This is a genomic window from Pseudomonas sp. A39, assembly GCF_058145955.1.
In genome coordinates, this window is sequence record NZ_JBYVMD010000013.1 from 1 (window position 1) to 15,467 (window position 15,467).

A 15,467-nucleotide genomic window follows, 5' to 3' on the forward strand; every position below is an offset into this window, starting at 1 on the left:
CCACTGCCGCAGCACCGCGCTGCAACGCATCGGCGATATGCGCACGGCCATCGTACTTACCGCCCGGCACCGCCAGGCCATCCCCAGCCCAACACCCGCCAGATGGGTGTATTCCGTGAGCTTGATCCCCACATACACCAGCGCCACCAGCCACGCACAACCAAACAACCCGGCCCCACGTCGCAAACAGCCCGCGCGCACTTGCTGCAACCCCAGCGCTGCGAGCAACCCGGCGGTCAGCAGGCTCAAGGTCATCGCCAACCCGGTGGAGGTATCCAGCGCCAAACGCCCCACGGCAAACACCTGAGGCTCCAGCCGCTGCATCACCACAAACGCCAGGATCAAGATCGCAAACACCGTCAACTCGGCAAGGATGAAAAACCACATCGCCAAATCCCCCGGCAGGCGCCGGGCCTCAGGCGAAGTGCACATCGACCACGTCCATCAGCGCCGCGACGGTCTGCGGGTCGTCGCTCAGGGCCTGGACCAGGCACGCCATGCAGGCTTCGCGCGGTGGCATGCCGGCGGCGATCAGGCGGGCGGTGAAGATCAGCAGGCGTGTGGACGCGACTTCCTCCAGGTCGTGTTGATCAAGACGCCGCAGGGCCTGGCCCAGGCGCACCACTTCGGTCGCCAACGCGCTGTCCACCTGGGCCTCCTGGGCCACGATGCGCGCTTCGTCGGCGGCTGCCGGGTAGTCGAAGCGCATCGCGACGAAGCGCTGGCGGGTGCTGGGCTTCATGCCTTTGAGCAGGTTCTGGTAGCCGGGGTTGTACGACACCACCAGCATGAACGACGGCGGCGCCTTGACCACTTCGCCGGTGCGTTCCAGGTACAGCTCACGGCGGTCGTCGGCCACCGGGTGCAGGACTACGGTGGTGTCCTGGCGCGCTTCGATCACTTCATCCAGGTAGCAGATGCCGCCCTCGCGCACGGCGCGGGTCAGGGGGCCGTCTTGCCACCAGGTGCCTTGGGTGCCGATCAGATGGCGGCCGACCAGGTCGGCGGCGCTGAGGTCGTCGTGGCAGGCCACGGTGTACAGCGGCAAGTTCAGGCGGTGCGCCATGTGCTGCACGAAGCGGGTCTTGCCGCAACCGGTCGGGCCTTTGATCAGCACCGGCATACGGTGGCGCCACGCGTGTTCGAACAGCACCTGTTCGTTGTCGAGGGGCTGGTAGAAAGGCTCAGTCATGGCAGGTATCCAAGGCAGGTTCGACGGCCACGCTAAGGGCCCCTGCGACAACCTGGCAAGCGCTGTCCCCGGCAAACTTGATCGCCGTCAAGCGAGCATTCCAACACCTCGCCATAGTCTGGCCTGGCACTAAGAACCTGCGCCCGCACACGTTGCGCGGCACCGCAAAGGTCTCGCCTGAGGAGTACATGGAATGCTGACTCGCAACAGAACAACCTTCACCTTGAGCCTCGCCAGCCTGAGTTGCGCGCTGGCCCTCGCCCTGCCCTTGAGCGCCCATGGCGCCGCCACCCCTGCCGTGGTGCACACCGTCGGCGCGCCGGACATGAGCCAGGCCGACTTCGACACCTCCAAGCAGATTTACTTCGAGCGCTGCGCCGGTTGCCACGGTGTGCTGCGCAAGGGCGCCACCGGCAAACCGCTGACCCCGGACATCACCCAGGCGCGGGGCCAGGCCTACCTGGAAGCGTTGATCACCTACGGTTCGCCCGCCGGCATGCCGAACTGGGGCACCTCCAATGCGTTGACCAAGGCGCAGATCACCAGCATGGCCACGTTTATCCAGCACACCGCGCCCACCCCGCCGGAATGGGGCATGGCCGAGACGCTCAAGACCTGGAAAGTGCTGGTCAAACCCGCAGACCGGCCAAAGAAACAGCTGAACACACTCAACCTGGAAAACCTGTTTTCCGTGACCCTGCGCGACGACGGCAAGATCGCCCTGATTGACGGCGACACCAAGCAGATCGTCAAACTCATCGACACCGGCTACGCCGTGCATATTTCGCGGATCTCCGCCTCCGGCCGCTACCTGCTGGTGATCGGCCGCGACGCCAAGATCGACATGATCGACCTGTGGCCCGCCGAGCCGACCAAGGTCGCCGAGATCAAGGTGGGTATCGAAGCGCGCTCGGTGGAAACCTCCAAGTACAAGGGCTTTGAAGACAAGTACACGATCGCAGGCTCTTACTGGCCGCCGCAGTTCACTATCATGGATGGCGAGACCCTCGAGCCCAAGCAGATCGTGTCCACGCGTGGCATGACCGTGGACAAGCAGGAGTACCACCCCGAACCGCGGGTGGCGGCGATCATTGCGTCCCACGAATGGCCGGAGTTCATCGTCAACGTCAAGGAAACCGGCAAGGTGATGCTGGTCAATTACCAGGACATCAAGAACCTCACCATCACCACCATCGATGCCGCACCGTTCCTGCATGACGGCGGCTGGGACAGCACTCACCGCTACTTCCTCACGGCGGCCAACAACTCGAACAAGGTGGCGGTGATCGACTCCAAATTGCGCACGCTCACCGCCCTGGTGGACGTCGGCAAGACCCCGCATCCCGGCCGTGGCGCCAACTTCGTCCATCCGCAATACGGGCCGGTGTGGGCCACCAGCCATTTGGGTGACGGCGGTATTTCGCTGATCGGCACCGACCCGGTCAAGCACGCGCAGTACGCCTGGAAACAGGTGGCATCACTGAAGGGCCAGGGCGGCGGTTCGCTGTTTATCAAGACCCACCCCAACTCCCACCACCTCTATGTGGACACCACGCTCAACCCCGACACCAAGCTCAGCCAATCCGTGGCGGTGTTCGACATCAACCACCTCGACAAGGGCTACAGCGTGCTGCCGATTGCCGAGTATTCCGGCATCAAGCAAGGCGCGTTGCGCGTGGTGCAACCGGAATACAACAAGGCCGGCGACGAGGTGTGGTTCTCGGTGTGGAACGGCCAGACCGAAGAGTCGGCGCTGGTGGTGATCGACGACAAAACCTTGAAGCTCAAGCAGGTGATCAAGGACAAGCGCCTGATCACCCCCACCGGCAAGTTCAACGTGTTCAACACCCAACACGATATTTATTGAGCCCCATCAACACGAGGTCACCCAATGAAAAATATTCTCCTCGCATTGCTGGCAACCGCCGCTGCGCTCAGCCTGCAACCGGTGCTGGCACAAGACGGCCCGGCCTTGTTCAAGAGCAAGCCCTGCGCAGCCTGCCATTCCATCGACAGCAAACTGGTGGGCCCGGCCTTGAAGGACGTGGCGGCCAAGAATGCCGGCGTGAAAGACGCCGCTGCAACGCTGGCCGGCCACATCAAGAACGGCACCCTGGGCAACTGGGGGCCGATCCCGATGCCACCCAACCCCGTCACGGATGACGAAGCCAAGGTACTCGCCGACTGGGTCCTGAGCTTGAAATAACCCCGAGGAGCGCGCCATGAAAGCATCGATGATCGGTACCGCCCTGGCGCTGCTTTTGCTGATTCCCACGCGGGCGGCGGCGACACCTGACGCCACCCGCCTGGAACACCTGCTGACCCAGGACTGCGGCGCCTGCCACGGTCTGTACCTCACTGGCGGCCTGGGTCCGCCCCTGACACCCGAGGCCCTCGCCGGGCACAGCCGCGACAGCCTGATTGCCACCGTGACCCATGGCCGCCCTGCCCGTGCGATGCCCGGCTGGGCACCGCTGCTCAGCGCCGACGACATCGCCTGGTTGGTCGACCGTCTCTTGCAAGGAAGCCCCGCACCATGACCCGCCCCACCTGTTTAGCCCTGTGCCTGCTGCTCGGCGCCTGCACCCAGCCTGCGTTGCGCGGCACCGGCGACCTGGGCCTGGTGATCGAACGCACCACCGCCAGTGTGCAAATCATTGAAACCACCGGCATGCAGAGCCTGGCGCGCATCGAGGGCCTGGGCGACCTGTCTCATGCCTCGGTGGTGTTTTCCCGCGACCAGCGCCAGGCCTATGTATTTGGCCGTGACGGCGGGCTGACCCAAGTCGACCTGCTGGGCCAACGCATCGAAAAACGCATTCTCCAGGGTGGCAACAGCATTGGCGGCGCCATCAGCCAGGATGGGCGCCTGATTGCCGTCTCCAACTACCAGCCCGGCGGGGTCAAGGTGTTCGATGCCGTGACCCTGGCACTGGTCGCCGACATCCCCGCCACCGCCCTGCCCGACGGCAAACGCTCGCGGGTGGTGGGCCTGGTGGATGCGCCCGGCCAACGTTTTGTGTTCAGCCTGTTCGACACAGGCGAGATCTGGAGTGCGGATTTCAGCCAGGGCAACACGCCGAAGATCACCCGGTTCACCGGGATTGGCGAGCAACCCTACGACGCCCTGATCACCGCCGACGGCCGCTATTACATGGCCGGCCTGTTCGGCGAGGACGGCATGGCCCAGCTCGACCTGTGGCACCCCGAACACGGCGTAAAACGCGTATTGGCCGACTACGGTCGCGGCCAGGAAAAGTTGCCGGTGTACAAGATGCCTCACCTCGAAGGCTGGGCCGTGGCCGATAACCAGGCGTTCGTGCCCGCCGTGGGGCGCCACCAGGTGCTGGTGATGGACGCACGCAGTTGGCAGCAGACCGCCGCCATCGCGGTGGCCGGCCAACCGATCTTCGTCACCGCACGGCCGGACGGACGCCAGCTGTGGGTGAACTTCGCCTACCCGGACAACGACCGCGTGCAGGTGCTCGACAGTGAAACCCACCAGATCGTCGCCGACCTGCGCCCCGGCCCCGGCGTGTTGCACATGGAGTTCACCGGGCGTGGCGAGCAGCTGTGGCTGTCGGTGCGCGATGGCGCCCAGGTGCAGGTCTGGGACCCGTATCGCCTGACCCTGCTCAAGACCTTGCCGGCCTTGAGCCCCAGCGGAATTTTCTTCAGCAGCCGTGCGCAAAAAATGGGGTATTGAGATGGACCTTGACCTGCTCAGCCAGCAGTTGATCGAACGCTACCAGCACGGCATGCCGCTGTGCGCCGAACCTTACCGGGAAATGGCCCAGGTGCTGGGTTGCAGCGAAGCCGAGTTGATGGCCTGCCTGCAACGCCTGGAATTGGCCGGGGCCTTGTCACGCATCGGCCCTGTGTTCGAACACACCCGCGCCGGCGCCAGCACCCTGGCCGCCCTGGCCGTGCCGATCGAGCGCCTGGAGCAGGTGGCCCGCCGTGTCAGCCAGTACCCGGAGGTCAACCACAACTATGCGCGCGAACACCATTACAACCTGTGGTTCGTGCTGACCGGCCCGCATCGCCAGCACCTGGAACAGGTGCTTGAGGAGCTGGAAAAGGACACCGGCCTCTGCCCCCTGGACCTGCCGATGCTCACCGCCTACCGCATCGACCTCGGGTTTTCCCTGGGAGCACACCTGTGATCTCGCCCCTGAGCCACGAGCAGATGCTCGACCTGCGCCAGTGCCTGGAGCGCGGCTTGCCCCTTGTCGTGCGGCCCTATGAGGACCTGGCGAAGCAGATCGGTGCCCATCACGACCAAGTGCTGCAGCAGATGCAGCAATGGCACGAGCAAGGCCTGTTCCGCCGCGTCGGTCTGGTGCTGAACCATCGCGCCCTGGGTTTTGTCGCCAACGCCATGTTGGTGCTCGATGTGCCGGACGCGCTGGTGGATGAGGTGGGTACACGCCTGGGCCGCGCGGCCGGCATCAACCTGTGTTACCAGCGCCCGCGCCGCTTGCCGCAGTGGCGCTACAACCTGTTCTGCATGGTGCACGGGCGCCAGCGTGAAGCCGTGACCGAGCATATCCAGGCGGTGCTGCACCAGCATCAGCTCAGCGACCTGCCCCACCAGTTGCTGTTCAGCAACCGCGCCTACAAACAATGCGGTGGCCGCTTTGCGCCGCCGCCCTCACAGGTATGGGCGCATGGATGATCTCGATAGGCGCTTGATCAATCGCCTGCAACGCGGCTTGCCGCTGGTGCGCCAGCCCTGGCAGCCGGTGGCCGAGGAACTGCACAGCAGTCCCGACGAACTGCTTGACCGCCTGCATGTCCTGCTCGAAGACGACGTACTGACCCGCTTCGGCCCGATGTTCGACATCGAGCGCCTCGGCGGTGCCTTCACCCTCGCCGCCCTGGCGGTGCCCGAACCCCAATTTTACGCGGTGGCCGCGCAACTCAACGCACTGCCCCAGGTGGCCCACAACTATCGCCGCGACCACCGCTGGAACATGTGGTTCGTACTGGCCTGCGCCAGCGAGGCGGAATTGGCCGCCACCCTGTCCCGCATCGAAGCCCTCACGGGGTTGGCGGTGCTCAATCTGCCGAAGGAGCAAACCTACCATGTCGGTGTGTATTTCCCGGTCTGACAACGCCCTGGCCCTGCGCCTGATCGCCCTCACCCAAAGCGGCCTGCCGCTGGTGGAAGACCCGTGGGCATGGCTCGCCGAGCAATTGGGCATCAGCGTCGAATCGACCCTGGACCTGCTCAAGCGCCTGCAGGCCGAAGGCGCGATCCGGCGCATCGCCGCCGTGCCCAACCATTACCGCCTGGGTTATCGCCACAACGGCATGACCGTGTGGAACGTGGCCGACGAGCAGATGCCACGCCTGGGTGAGTTACTCGGTGCACAGCCCTTCGTCAGCCATTGCTACCGGCGCCCGCGCAGGCCCGACTGGCCCTACAACCTGTTCGCCATGGTGCATGGGCGCAGCCGCGAGGAAATCGACAGTTACCGTGAGCACCTGCGCTACCTGTTGGGTGACGCGTGCCGCGCCGACGAGATGTTGGTGAGCAGCCGCATCCTGAAAAAAACCGGCTTGCGCCTGACCCCCTCGCACTAGAAGGAGCCTCCCTATGCTGCGGATCAGTCAGTACCTGCGCACCCTCGCCGGCCAGTGCCCGCCACCGCGCACCTCGCCCCCCGGCAGCAACCGGCCCCCCGTGGTGATCTGGAACCTGCTCAGGCGCTGCAACCTCACCTGCAAACACTGCTACGCGACCAGCGCCGACAGCGTGTTCCGCGATGAATTGGACACCGCCGCCGCACGGGCGGTGATTGATGACCTGCAGGCTGCCGGGGTGCGCGTGCTGATCCTGTCGGGGGGCGAACCGCTGTTGCGCGACGACCTGTTCCAGCTCAGTACCTATGCCCGCGACAAAGGTTTTTTCGTCGCGCTGTCGACCAATGGCACGCTGATCGATGAGCAGAATATCCAGCAGATCGCCGATGCGCGCTTTGACTATGTCGGCATCAGCATCGATGGCCTGGAGGCCACCCACGACGCGTTCCGTCAACTGCACGGCAGTTTCCAGCGCTCCATGCATGCCATCCGCCTGTGCCGCGAGGCTGGGATTCGCGTGGGCCTGCGCACCACCCTGACCCAGGACAATCACGCACAACTGCCGCAGTTGCTGGCGCTGATGCGCACCTACGATGTGCAGAAGTTCTACCTGTCGCACCTCAACTACAGCGGGCGCGGCAAACGCAGCCGCCAATTGGATGCGCACCGGCAGATGAGCCGCGACGCCATGGCGCTGATTTTCCAGCAGGCCTGGCACGACATCGAACACGGCATCGACAGCGATTTCGTCAGTGGCAACAACGACGCCGACGCGGTGCTGTTGCTGCAATGGGTGCACCGCCACTTGCCCGAACACTACCCGCAGCTTGAACAGCTGCTGCATGGCTGGGGCGGCAACGCGTCGGGCAGCGGCATCGCCAATATCGACAACACCGGCGAGGTACACCCGGACACCTATTGGTGGCAGCACTCGGTAGGCAATGTGCGCAACACCCCCTTCCGCCAGCTCTGGCTGGACCAGCCCGACCCGTTGCTGCTGCGCCTGCGTGAGCACCCGCGCAACGTCGGCGGGCGCTGCGCCGAATGCCGCTGGCTGGCGATCTGCAACGGCAACACGCGCACCCGCGCCTGGGCCGACGGCGACCTCTGGGGCCAGGACCCCGGTTGCCACCTCAGCGACACCGAGATCGCCCGCCAGCCGCTCACCCTGATCCCTTGCGCCACCCGGTGACACAACCGAGGGCGCCTACCTGATGATGAACCAAGGACGTCTCATGCACACAGCCACCGCCCTACCCGCCAGTTTGCACAGCCCCTTCCACCCCGGTGAAGTCGCATTGGTCGGCGCCGGCCCCGGCGACCCACGCCTGCTCACCCTGCGCGCCTGGAGCCTGTTGATGCAGGCCGACGCGGTGGTGTTCGACCGCCTGATCAGCGCCGAACTGCTGGCGCTGGTCCCCCTGACCTGCGCCCGCCATTACGTGGGCAAGGCCAGCGGTTACCACAGCCTGCCCCAGGACCAACTCAACGAACTGCTGGCCGAGTTGGCCGACCAGGGCCAACGGGTGGTGCGCCTCAAGGGCGGCGACCCCTTTATCTTCGGGCGCGGTGCCGAGGAACTCGAATACCTGCTGGCGCGGGACATTCCCTGCCAGGTGGTGCCGGGGATCACCGCCGCGTCCGGCTGCAGCGCCTACGCGGGTATCCCGCTGACCCACCGCGACCTGGTCAACTCCTGCCGTTTCGTCACCGGGCACTTGCAGCGCGACGGCGCCTTGAAATTGCCCTGGGCCAGCCTGGCCGAGCCGAGCCAGACCCTGGTGTTCTACATGGGCCTGTCGAACCTGGCACTGATCGCCGAACACCTGGTGGCAGCCGGTCTGCCGGCGGACACCCCGGCTGCCTTGATCAGCAACGGTGCACGCGCCGACCAGCAGGTGGCCCGAGGCACCCTGCGCCAGCTGCCGACCCTGGCTGCCGACTGCGAACCGGGTGTGCCGACGCTCACCGTGATCGGCCAGGTGGTGAACCTGTTTGCCGGGGCCAGCCTGCACTATCCCGCCAGCCTGTCGGCGCCCCGCGTACCGGTGGCGGTATGAAACGCCTGCTGCTGGTGCCGCTGCTCTGGGCTTCGGCCGCCCATGGCACGCCGGCGCAGGATTACCAGCAGTATTGCGCAGGCTGCCATGGCCTCAACCGTATCGGCGCCACCGGCCCGGCGTTGCTGCCGGAAAGCCTGGGGCGCATCAAGCCGGACGAGGTGCGCAAGGTCATCGAACAAGGCCGCCCCGCCAGCCAGATGGCCGGGTTTGCGGCGCAGCTGAATGCCGCGCAGATTGATGGCTTGGCGGACTTCCTGCAGCAACCGCCGGCCACCCCCGCCACCTGGAACGAACAGGCGATCCGCACCAGCCATCGTCTGCTGGCAGACCTGAGCCAGTTGCCCAGCACCCCGCAACACCACGCCGACCCGCTGAACCTGTTTGTGGTGGTGGAATCCGGCGACCATCACATCGATATTCTCGACGGCGATCGCTTTACCGTGCTGGACCGCTTCGCCAGCCACTTTGCCGTGCACGGCGGGCCGAAGTTCTCGCCGGATGGGCGCTTCGTGTATTTTGCTTCCCGCGATGGCTGGATCAGCCTGTACGACCTGCACAACCTCAAACTGATCGCCGAAACCCGTGCCGGGCTCAACACCCGCAACCTGGCGGTGAGCAAGGATGGCCGCTGGGTGTTGGTGGGCAACTACCTGCCGGGCAACCTGGTGGTGCTCGATGCGCGCGACCTGTCGCTGGTCAAGACGCTGGACACCGGCTCGCGGGTCAGCGCCGTGTATACCGCGCCGCCGCGCAACAGTTTTGTAGTGGCGCTCAAGGATGTGAATGAAATCTGGGAACTGTCCTACGCGGCGACGCAGCCCAGCTGGGAGCCCCGGCGCATAGCGGCGCGGGATGTGCTCGACGACTTCTCCTTCACCCCCGATTACCGCCAGTTGCTCGCCACTTCACGCAAGGCCGGTGGCGGCCAAGTGATCGACCTGGACTCCGGCGCAGTGGTCACCGATATCCCGCTGGCGGGTATGCCGCACCTGGGCTCGGGCACCTATTGGCAACGCGATGGAAAATGGGTATTCGCCACACCGAACATCAGCCAAGGGCAAATCAGCGTGCTCGACCCCGTCAGCTGGAAACTGATCAAGCAGATCCCCACCCTGGGCCCGGGCTTTTTCATGCGCAGCCATATCAACTCACGCTACGTGTGGAGCGACGTGTTTTTCGGGCCGGACAACGACGCGATCCACCTGATCGACAAGCAAACCCTGGAAATCGCCCACACCCTGCGACCGGTACCGGGCAAGACCGCAGCGCACGTGGAGTTCACCCGCGACGGGCGTTACGTGCTGCTGAGCATCTGGGCCACCGACGGCGCGCTGATCGTCTACGACAGCCAGACACTCAAGGAGATCAAACGCCTGCCCATGAACAAACCGTCGGGCAAATACAACGTGGGCAACAAGATCGAGTTTGCCGAGGGCACATCGCACTGAGGCATGGGTTTACAGGTGTGCGACGGCGTTATCGGCCATAAACCGCTCCCACACCTTGATCCGGATTGGGCCACTGATGAGGCCTGCTAGGGCGCTTCGAACAACCGGCACAATCTATCCACCTGGGTACGCCCGGCTGGCAGGACACACAGGAACTGTGCCGACAATTCAATCAGGCCATCGCGGTTCCACTCTTCCAGCTGCGGCCAGATCGATGAGAAGTAGCGTGCGAAGATCACGCCGTATCGCCGCTCGATGCCCTGGATATCCAGTTCCAGATCACAGGCCAGGCGTTCCACTACGCAGTCGCGCAGTGCATCGCCCGCGTCGCGTTGCCAGCCCTGGCAGGTGGCGAGTTGGCCGTTCTCCAACGCCTGTGCGTAGACATGTTCGTCCGTGGCGTTCTGCGCGCACAGCGTGTCGATCTGGCTGATGGCGCCCAGGCCCAACCCGATATGGTCGCAGTAACCGTGCAGGGTAAAACCTTCGCAGGTGCGACTCAGCCGACCGCGCTCCTGGGCCTGGGTGAGGTCATCGTCGCCACGGGCAAACTGGCCCAGGCCGATGTAGTGGTAACCCGCTGCGTCCAGGTGTTCGTAGCACAGCTGGCGCATGGCGGTTTTATCCGCCGCGTTGCACAGCGCCGAGGGCGATTGCGCCAGGTAACGGCTTGGTGGCCGGGCGTAGTCAAACACCTGCAGGCGGTCCGGTTCCAGGGCGATCAGGCTGGCCAGTTTCAGCTCGAAACTGGCCAAGGTCTGCCAGGCGCTCCCATAGCCCAGGTCGACACTGACCGAGCGAAAGTCAAAGGTGCGCGCCGCATCGATCAACGATTGAATCGGCGCCGGGTCGCGGTAGTACGCCTGGGAATAGGCATCCTCGGCACGCGCATCGGGCACACCAATGCACATGCGGTTGAACCCAAGGTCGCGCAGCAGGCCGACGCCGGCCCAATCGGTGTGGCGAGGGTCGAGGTCGATGCCGTAGTCGCCGCGGTCATGCTCATGGAAGTGCAAGCGTTCAAGCAGAGGGGTCATCAGCGCTTGCACATCGCCAATCGGCGCTGCCCCGCGCCACTGGAGGTAGTCCACCGGCTGGCGGCTGCCGAGGTGGCAGCCGATCAAATGAATCTCCTGGGCCAGGCTGCGCCGGTAAGCATCGCTGGGGGTGCTGGCCGGCCAGTGCAGGGTCAAGGCCAGCGGGCGTTGCCGTTGGCGACTGCTGCGCAATGCACGCAATACGTCGAGGGAGCCGATGCCCGCGTGAAACCTGCGGACATCGGCCTGCCCATTCAGGTCCAGTACACCTTGATCGTGGCGCGCACGTACGAGAGGAATGACGGTGTGCATGACGGGCTCCGGGGCCGGCGACGGTCCGTCATTGTCCGGTGCGACGCCACGGCGCACCTTGATATGCATCAAGGGCTTTACCCGCTGAGGTAAAACATGCTTTTGGCCAACAGCACAATCGCGACCATATGGGCGAACAGGCTCAAGTGCACAAAACGCAAATAACGCGGCCCCACGCGACCGAGCCGCATGCGCAGCATCGTCAACAGAAAGTGCAGCAACACACTGGCGGCGAGGATCAGTTTGAGGGTGAGCAAGGTGCCGAAGGACGAGGCGAAAGGCGCGGCGAGTACGGGCAAATAACGCAACCCGACCATGCCGATCCCGGCGCCGAACAGCACCAGCAACACCCACGGCATCAACACCCGGGCACGCTGGCCGATGCCCTGCTCGACCAGCAGCATCACCCGGTTGGGCAATTGCCGATGCAGACTCGCCAGGATCAGTACTTCGAAAAACACCGTGCCGATAAAGATCAGCGCCGCGAACAGATGGGCCAGCAAAAACAGCAGGTAAAGCATGGTGGCCTCGCAGAAGGGCCCGCCGTGGGGAGCCCACTATGCAGGCCCGCACGCCGAGCGACCTTGATGTCGATCAAGCGCCTCTCATGGCACGCGCAACCAACCACCGAATTCGCCTCGGTCTGTCAACGGGCACCAGGCGAAATCCCATAACGGCGCTGGCAGTACCTGATGTTCGGCACCCTTGAGCGGGGCGCCTTTCCAATCGAACACGCGCATGCCCTGCCAGGCCAGCACCACGCCATGGGCCTCGCTCTGATCGGCATTGACCCATCCGGCAGCCGCCGCGGCCATGAATGCCTCGATCGGTTCATCGTCGATCTGCGCACGGTACGGCGAGCCCAGCAGCCAGCGACAGACGTTCAGGTGATAGGTCCAATCCAACGGCGGACGGTTGCGATACGCCCAGGTCATGAAACTGCGAAACAGGTTCAGGCCCTCGGGCGGGTCGAGTTTGAGCAGCGCCGGGCAGAGGTCGAACAGGCTGTGCCAATACGGCAACAGGCGTGCATCCAGGTGCACGAAGCTACGCGAGTTGCTGGGGTAGTCCGGCGGTGCGGGTTCCGCGCGCAGGCGACGGGACGCCTTGCTGACCAGGCGGCAGGCGCCTGCAGGCAATAAGGGGTGCATGAAATGTACTCACAGTCGTGACGATAGAACGCCTCCTGGTCTCAGGAGGCCCAAGGCACACGTCAGAATGCGGGGGATGCGCGGGGGTTGGCCGAGGGCCAGAGGTATCGCGGCGGCGCCTTGTTACGCCGTTCATGGGCCGGGCGCGGCGTTTGCCCCAGGCCCAGCAGCCAGGCGAGGCCGATCAGGAACACCAGCGCAACGGTCACGGCGTTGCACACCGGGCAGGCAAAGTAGTTCGAGATGTTGCTGGAAGCCGGGCTGCCCAACCCTTTGTCGGAAAGTGGCGCCTGCTTGCCGTCCACCGAACAGAACGCCCCGCCGATGCCATTGAGTGCCTGCCCCGTCATCTGCCCATGCCCCAAACCGCAGGCGAACAGGTTCATCAGCACGCAGAAGTACAGGGCCCAGGCGATCAGCGAACGGTCGGGGTGGCTCAATTTCATGGCGGCGACTCTACCACCAGCGCCGCAAAAGGATGAAGCGCGGCATGCCCCTGTGGCAGAACGTCGCAGATTACGTGCACTTCCCAGGGTTGGTAGACTGGGCGCCCTCAAAGCCTGATGTGTCGATCCAGAGCAATGCAGGCGTTTCACAGGATGCACCGTTGATGAGTACGTTATTCACCCGCCGCAAAGTGCTGACCGGTATGGGCCTGTTGGGCCTGGGCGGCCTGCTGGGCGGCTGTGACTACAGCCCCAAGCTGAATTTCAAGTACGGCAAGGACTTGAGCGACAAGATCATGGGCCGCACCTTCAAGCTCAAGAACACCGACGGCGAAACCGTCACCCTGAGCTCGTTCCGAGGCCTGATGCCGGTGGTGTTCTTCGGTTTCACCCAGTGCCCGGCCGTGTGCCCGACCACCCTGGCGCGCGCCGCCCAGGCCAAGAAGCTGATGGGCCGCGACGGCGAAATCATGCAAGTGGTGTTTATCACCCTGGACCCGGAGCGCGACACGCCAGAGATCCTCGACAGGTACGTCAAGGCCTTCGACCCGAGCTTCGAAGCGCTGTACGGCACCCCGGAAGAAATCGCCGTGGCCGCCAAGGAGTTCGGGATCTTTTATGAAAAGATCCCCGCCGGCGATACCTACACCCTGTCCCACACGGCCACCAGTTTCGTGTTCGATACGCGTGGCAACCTGCGCCTGGGCCTGCAGGCATCCCTTACCGCTAAAGAGTGCGCAGAAGACCTGCTCACCGTCATGGAGGTCTGCTAATGACTGCCGTTCAACACCTCAAACGCACCCTTATCGGCATGACCCTGCTGGGCCTTGCAGCGCACGCCAGCGCCCAGGTGCAAGTGACCGACGCGTGGGTGCGCGCCAGCGTGCCGGGCCAACCGTCCAGCGGTGCGTTCATGACCGTCACCGCCGACACCGACAGCCAGTTGCTGAGCGTGACCTCGCCGGTGGCCAAGGACGTGCAGATCCATGAAATGAGCATGAAGGACGACGTGATGCACATGGGCCCGGTGGACTCGGTGGCCCTGCCTGCGGGCAAAGCGGTGACCCTCGACCCCAACGGTTACCACGTGATGCTGATGGGCCTGACCGGCCAGATCAAGGAAGGCGACCAAGTGCCGCTGACCCTGACCGTGCAAAACGCCAAGGGTGAGAAGCAGGCAATTGAAGTGAACGCGCCGGCGCGTGGCCTGGATGGGATGGACCACAGCAAGATGCACTGATGCACTGCTTGCCCCCTCAATCGACAATAAACAGCTTCGCCCCAACGCTCGTCGATGAACGATGGCCTTCCATGTCATTGCCCACCTGGTAACTCATTCCGGCCGTCAGGATGAACTGGCGGCCATCTTCCAGTTCCGTGTGCAATTGGCCTTCCAGGCACAACAGCACATGCCCTCGCCAGCACCAATGATCCGCCAGGTAGCCGGGGGTGTATTCGACCATGCGCACGCGGGTAGTGCCGAAGTGGCAGGTGCGCCACAGCGCGTTGCCGGTGACACCTGGGTGAATCACGGGTTCGACCGTGGACCAGTCGGTGGTGCCAAAGGGGACGGCAGTCAGATCCATGTCGGGCTCGGTGGTTGTTTAACGGGGCTTGAGGCTAGCCACTTAGGGCAGCGGGCGATAGACACAGATCAAGCGCTTTTGTGGGATACAGGTATCCTGCCTGCACTGCTCTCCTGGATACGCTTATGCAGATCGACCCAGCCTACGTCCTTCACGAAACCGAACACTGGCGGCTCAACCATCATGTGGCTTCGGCATTGCCCGGTTACCTGATGCTGGGGGCCAAGGCACCGATCCACTCCCTGGCGGACATGCCGGAAGCGGCACTGGCCGAGCTGGGTGGCTTGCTGGCGAAGACCCAGCGAGTGATGGAGGCGCAGCTTGCGCCGAAATGGCTGTATATCAGCCGTTACGGGCACATGCCGGGATTCCCGCTGCACTTTCATTTCATCCCGGTATACCCCTGGGTAGAAGCCGCGTTCTGGCGGGATGATCGATATCGGCTGCTGCAAGGTTTTGGCGCGCCACCGCTGGAGCAAGCACTGACCGATGGGGCTGAGCTGACGCTGTTTGTGTGGCGCGAATTTGGCGAGAGCGCTATGCCGCCGCCGATTCAGGGAGCGTCAGTCGATCAAGTGATAGCACGGCTGCGGGCGGCTTTTCGGGCGGCGAGATAAACCGAAGTGGGCGCTTTCTCCCACAC

At 64.3% G+C, this 15,467-nt stretch carries 20 protein-coding genes and 2 pseudogenes; 14 read left to right on the forward strand and 8 right to left on the reverse strand.

The annotated features are described in order from the left end of the window. The 3 genes and pseudogenes from AC3ZU9_RS12540 to AC3ZU9_RS12550 form a co-directional block, all read right to left on the reverse strand. Positions 1 to 76, reverse strand: a pseudogene (locus tag AC3ZU9_RS12540) (hypothetical protein); the annotation flags it as partial. 2 nt (positions 77 to 78) lie between these two features. Continuing rightward, a pseudogene (locus AC3ZU9_RS12545) lies at positions 79 to 432 on the reverse strand (cytochrome c oxidase subunit 3 family protein); the annotation flags it as partial. After that, the gene (locus AC3ZU9_RS12550) at positions 416 to 1,192 is read right to left on the reverse strand and encodes a CbbQ/NirQ/NorQ/GpvN family protein (RefSeq protein WP_102060763.1); all 777 of its coding nucleotides are present in this window, start codon (positions 1,190 to 1,192) and stop codon (positions 416 to 418) included. The pseudogene AC3ZU9_RS12545 and the gene AC3ZU9_RS12550, both read right to left, overlap by 17 nt. A 193-nt stretch (positions 1,193 to 1,385) precedes the next feature. On the opposite strand from AC3ZU9_RS12550, the gene AC3ZU9_RS12555 reads away from it, so the two are divergent. The 11 genes from AC3ZU9_RS12555 to AC3ZU9_RS12605 are packed head-to-tail and all read left to right on the forward strand — an operon-like array spanning position 1,386 to position 10,292. Then, positions 1,386 to 3,059 (forward strand): cytochrome D1 domain-containing protein, encoded by a 1,674-nt coding sequence (locus AC3ZU9_RS12555; protein ID WP_490090799.1) that lies wholly within the window; start codon positions 1,386 to 1,388, stop codon positions 3,057 to 3,059. A gap of 24 nt (positions 3,060 to 3,083) precedes the next feature. Beyond that, positions 3,084 to 3,398: a c-type cytochrome gene (locus AC3ZU9_RS12560; protein ID WP_490090800.1), complete on the forward strand. Its 315-nt coding sequence runs from the start codon at positions 3,084 to 3,086 to the stop codon at positions 3,396 to 3,398. Between the two features lie 16 nt (positions 3,399 to 3,414). After that, entirely contained in the window at positions 3,415 to 3,732 is a 318-nt protein-coding gene (locus AC3ZU9_RS12565; RefSeq protein ID WP_122811155.1) for a c-type cytochrome, read from the forward strand. Further along, entirely contained in the window at positions 3,729 to 4,898 is a 1,170-nt protein-coding gene (locus AC3ZU9_RS12570) for a cytochrome D1 domain-containing protein (RefSeq protein WP_490090801.1), read from the forward strand. The genes AC3ZU9_RS12565 and AC3ZU9_RS12570 overlap by 4 nt, the downstream gene beginning before the upstream one ends. Position 4,899: 1 nt before the next feature. Next, a complete protein-coding gene (locus AC3ZU9_RS12575) occupies positions 4,900 to 5,358 on the forward strand; it encodes an Lrp/AsnC family transcriptional regulator (protein ID WP_064054491.1) in 459 nt (152 codons plus the stop codon). After that, positions 5,355 to 5,870, forward strand: a complete 516-nt coding sequence (ahbB, locus tag AC3ZU9_RS12580; protein ID WP_122811154.1) for a siroheme decarboxylase subunit beta — start codon at positions 5,355 to 5,357, stop codon at positions 5,868 to 5,870. The genes AC3ZU9_RS12575 and ahbB (AC3ZU9_RS12580) overlap by 4 nt, the downstream gene beginning before the upstream one ends. Then, on the forward strand, positions 5,863 to 6,306 hold the full coding sequence (locus AC3ZU9_RS12585) for an Lrp/AsnC family transcriptional regulator (protein WP_122811153.1): 444 nt from the start codon (positions 5,863 to 5,865) through the stop codon (positions 6,304 to 6,306). The genes ahbB (AC3ZU9_RS12580) and AC3ZU9_RS12585 overlap by 8 nt, the downstream gene beginning before the upstream one ends. Continuing rightward, positions 6,281 to 6,781, forward strand: coding sequence for a siroheme decarboxylase subunit beta (gene ahbB, locus AC3ZU9_RS12590; RefSeq protein WP_122811152.1), 501 nt, complete (start codon positions 6,281 to 6,283; stop codon positions 6,779 to 6,781). The genes AC3ZU9_RS12585 and ahbB (AC3ZU9_RS12590) overlap by 26 nt, the downstream gene beginning before the upstream one ends. Positions 6,782 to 6,794: 13 nt before the next feature. Further along, a complete protein-coding gene (nirJ, locus tag AC3ZU9_RS12595) occupies positions 6,795 to 7,973 on the forward strand; it encodes a heme d1 biosynthesis radical SAM protein NirJ (protein WP_490090802.1) in 1,179 nt (392 codons plus the stop codon). 43 nt (positions 7,974 to 8,016) lie between these two features. Then, positions 8,017 to 8,841, forward strand: a complete 825-nt coding sequence (gene cobA, locus AC3ZU9_RS12600; RefSeq protein ID WP_236381148.1) for a uroporphyrinogen-III C-methyltransferase — start codon at positions 8,017 to 8,019, stop codon at positions 8,839 to 8,841. Then, positions 8,838 to 10,292, forward strand: coding sequence for a nitrite reductase (locus AC3ZU9_RS12605; RefSeq protein ID WP_122811149.1), 1,455 nt, complete (start codon positions 8,838 to 8,840; stop codon positions 10,290 to 10,292). Before cobA ends, AC3ZU9_RS12605 begins: the two co-directional genes overlap by 4 nt. 86 nt (positions 10,293 to 10,378) lie before the next feature. Here AC3ZU9_RS12605 and AC3ZU9_RS12610 read toward each other — a convergent pair whose 3' ends face one another. From AC3ZU9_RS12610 to AC3ZU9_RS12625, 4 genes are all read right to left on the reverse strand, one after another. Continuing rightward, complete coding sequence (locus tag AC3ZU9_RS12610) at positions 10,379 to 11,641, reverse strand: oxygen-independent coproporphyrinogen III oxidase (protein ID WP_122811169.1); 1,263 nt, start codon at positions 11,639 to 11,641, stop codon at positions 10,379 to 10,381. A 77-nt stretch (positions 11,642 to 11,718) separates the two neighbouring features. After that, positions 11,719 to 12,162, reverse strand: coding sequence for a hypothetical protein (locus AC3ZU9_RS12615; RefSeq protein WP_122811148.1), 444 nt, complete (start codon positions 12,160 to 12,162; stop codon positions 11,719 to 11,721). 84 nt (positions 12,163 to 12,246) lie between these two features. Then, complete coding sequence (locus tag AC3ZU9_RS12620; protein ID WP_102060776.1) at positions 12,247 to 12,792, reverse strand: putative natural product biosynthesis protein; 546 nt, start codon at positions 12,790 to 12,792, stop codon at positions 12,247 to 12,249. Between the two features lie 62 nt (positions 12,793 to 12,854). Continuing rightward, a complete protein-coding gene (locus AC3ZU9_RS12625; protein WP_012724770.1) occupies positions 12,855 to 13,238 on the reverse strand; it encodes a DUF2946 domain-containing protein in 384 nt (127 codons plus the stop codon). A gap of 164 nt (positions 13,239 to 13,402) precedes the next feature. On the opposite strand from AC3ZU9_RS12625, the gene AC3ZU9_RS12630 reads away from it, so the two are divergent. Together AC3ZU9_RS12630 and AC3ZU9_RS12635 are read left to right on the forward strand one after the other, a co-directional pair. Beyond that, positions 13,403 to 14,011 carry an SCO family protein gene (locus AC3ZU9_RS12630; RefSeq protein ID WP_320399257.1) on the forward strand — a complete coding sequence of 203 codons (609 nt, stop codon included), beginning with the start codon at positions 13,403 to 13,405 and terminating at the stop codon, positions 14,009 to 14,011. Further along, positions 14,011 to 14,478: a copper chaperone PCu(A)C gene (locus tag AC3ZU9_RS12635; RefSeq protein ID WP_064054482.1), complete on the forward strand. Its 468-nt coding sequence runs from the start codon at positions 14,011 to 14,013 to the stop codon at positions 14,476 to 14,478. The genes AC3ZU9_RS12630 and AC3ZU9_RS12635 overlap by 1 nt, the downstream gene beginning before the upstream one ends. Before the next feature lie 16 nt (positions 14,479 to 14,494). Here the strand turns inward: AC3ZU9_RS12635 and AC3ZU9_RS12640 are convergent, their stop codons facing one another. Further along, entirely contained in the window at positions 14,495 to 14,824 is a 330-nt protein-coding gene (locus tag AC3ZU9_RS12640) for a DHCW motif cupin fold protein (RefSeq protein WP_490090803.1), read from the reverse strand. A gap of 125 nt (positions 14,825 to 14,949) precedes the next feature. Here AC3ZU9_RS12640 and AC3ZU9_RS12645 point away from each other — a divergent pair, with 125 nt between their 5' ends. After that, positions 14,950 to 15,441: an HIT family protein gene (locus tag AC3ZU9_RS12645; protein ID WP_102060779.1), complete on the forward strand. Its 492-nt coding sequence runs from the start codon at positions 14,950 to 14,952 to the stop codon at positions 15,439 to 15,441. Positions 15,442 to 15,467 lie beyond the last annotated feature (26 nt).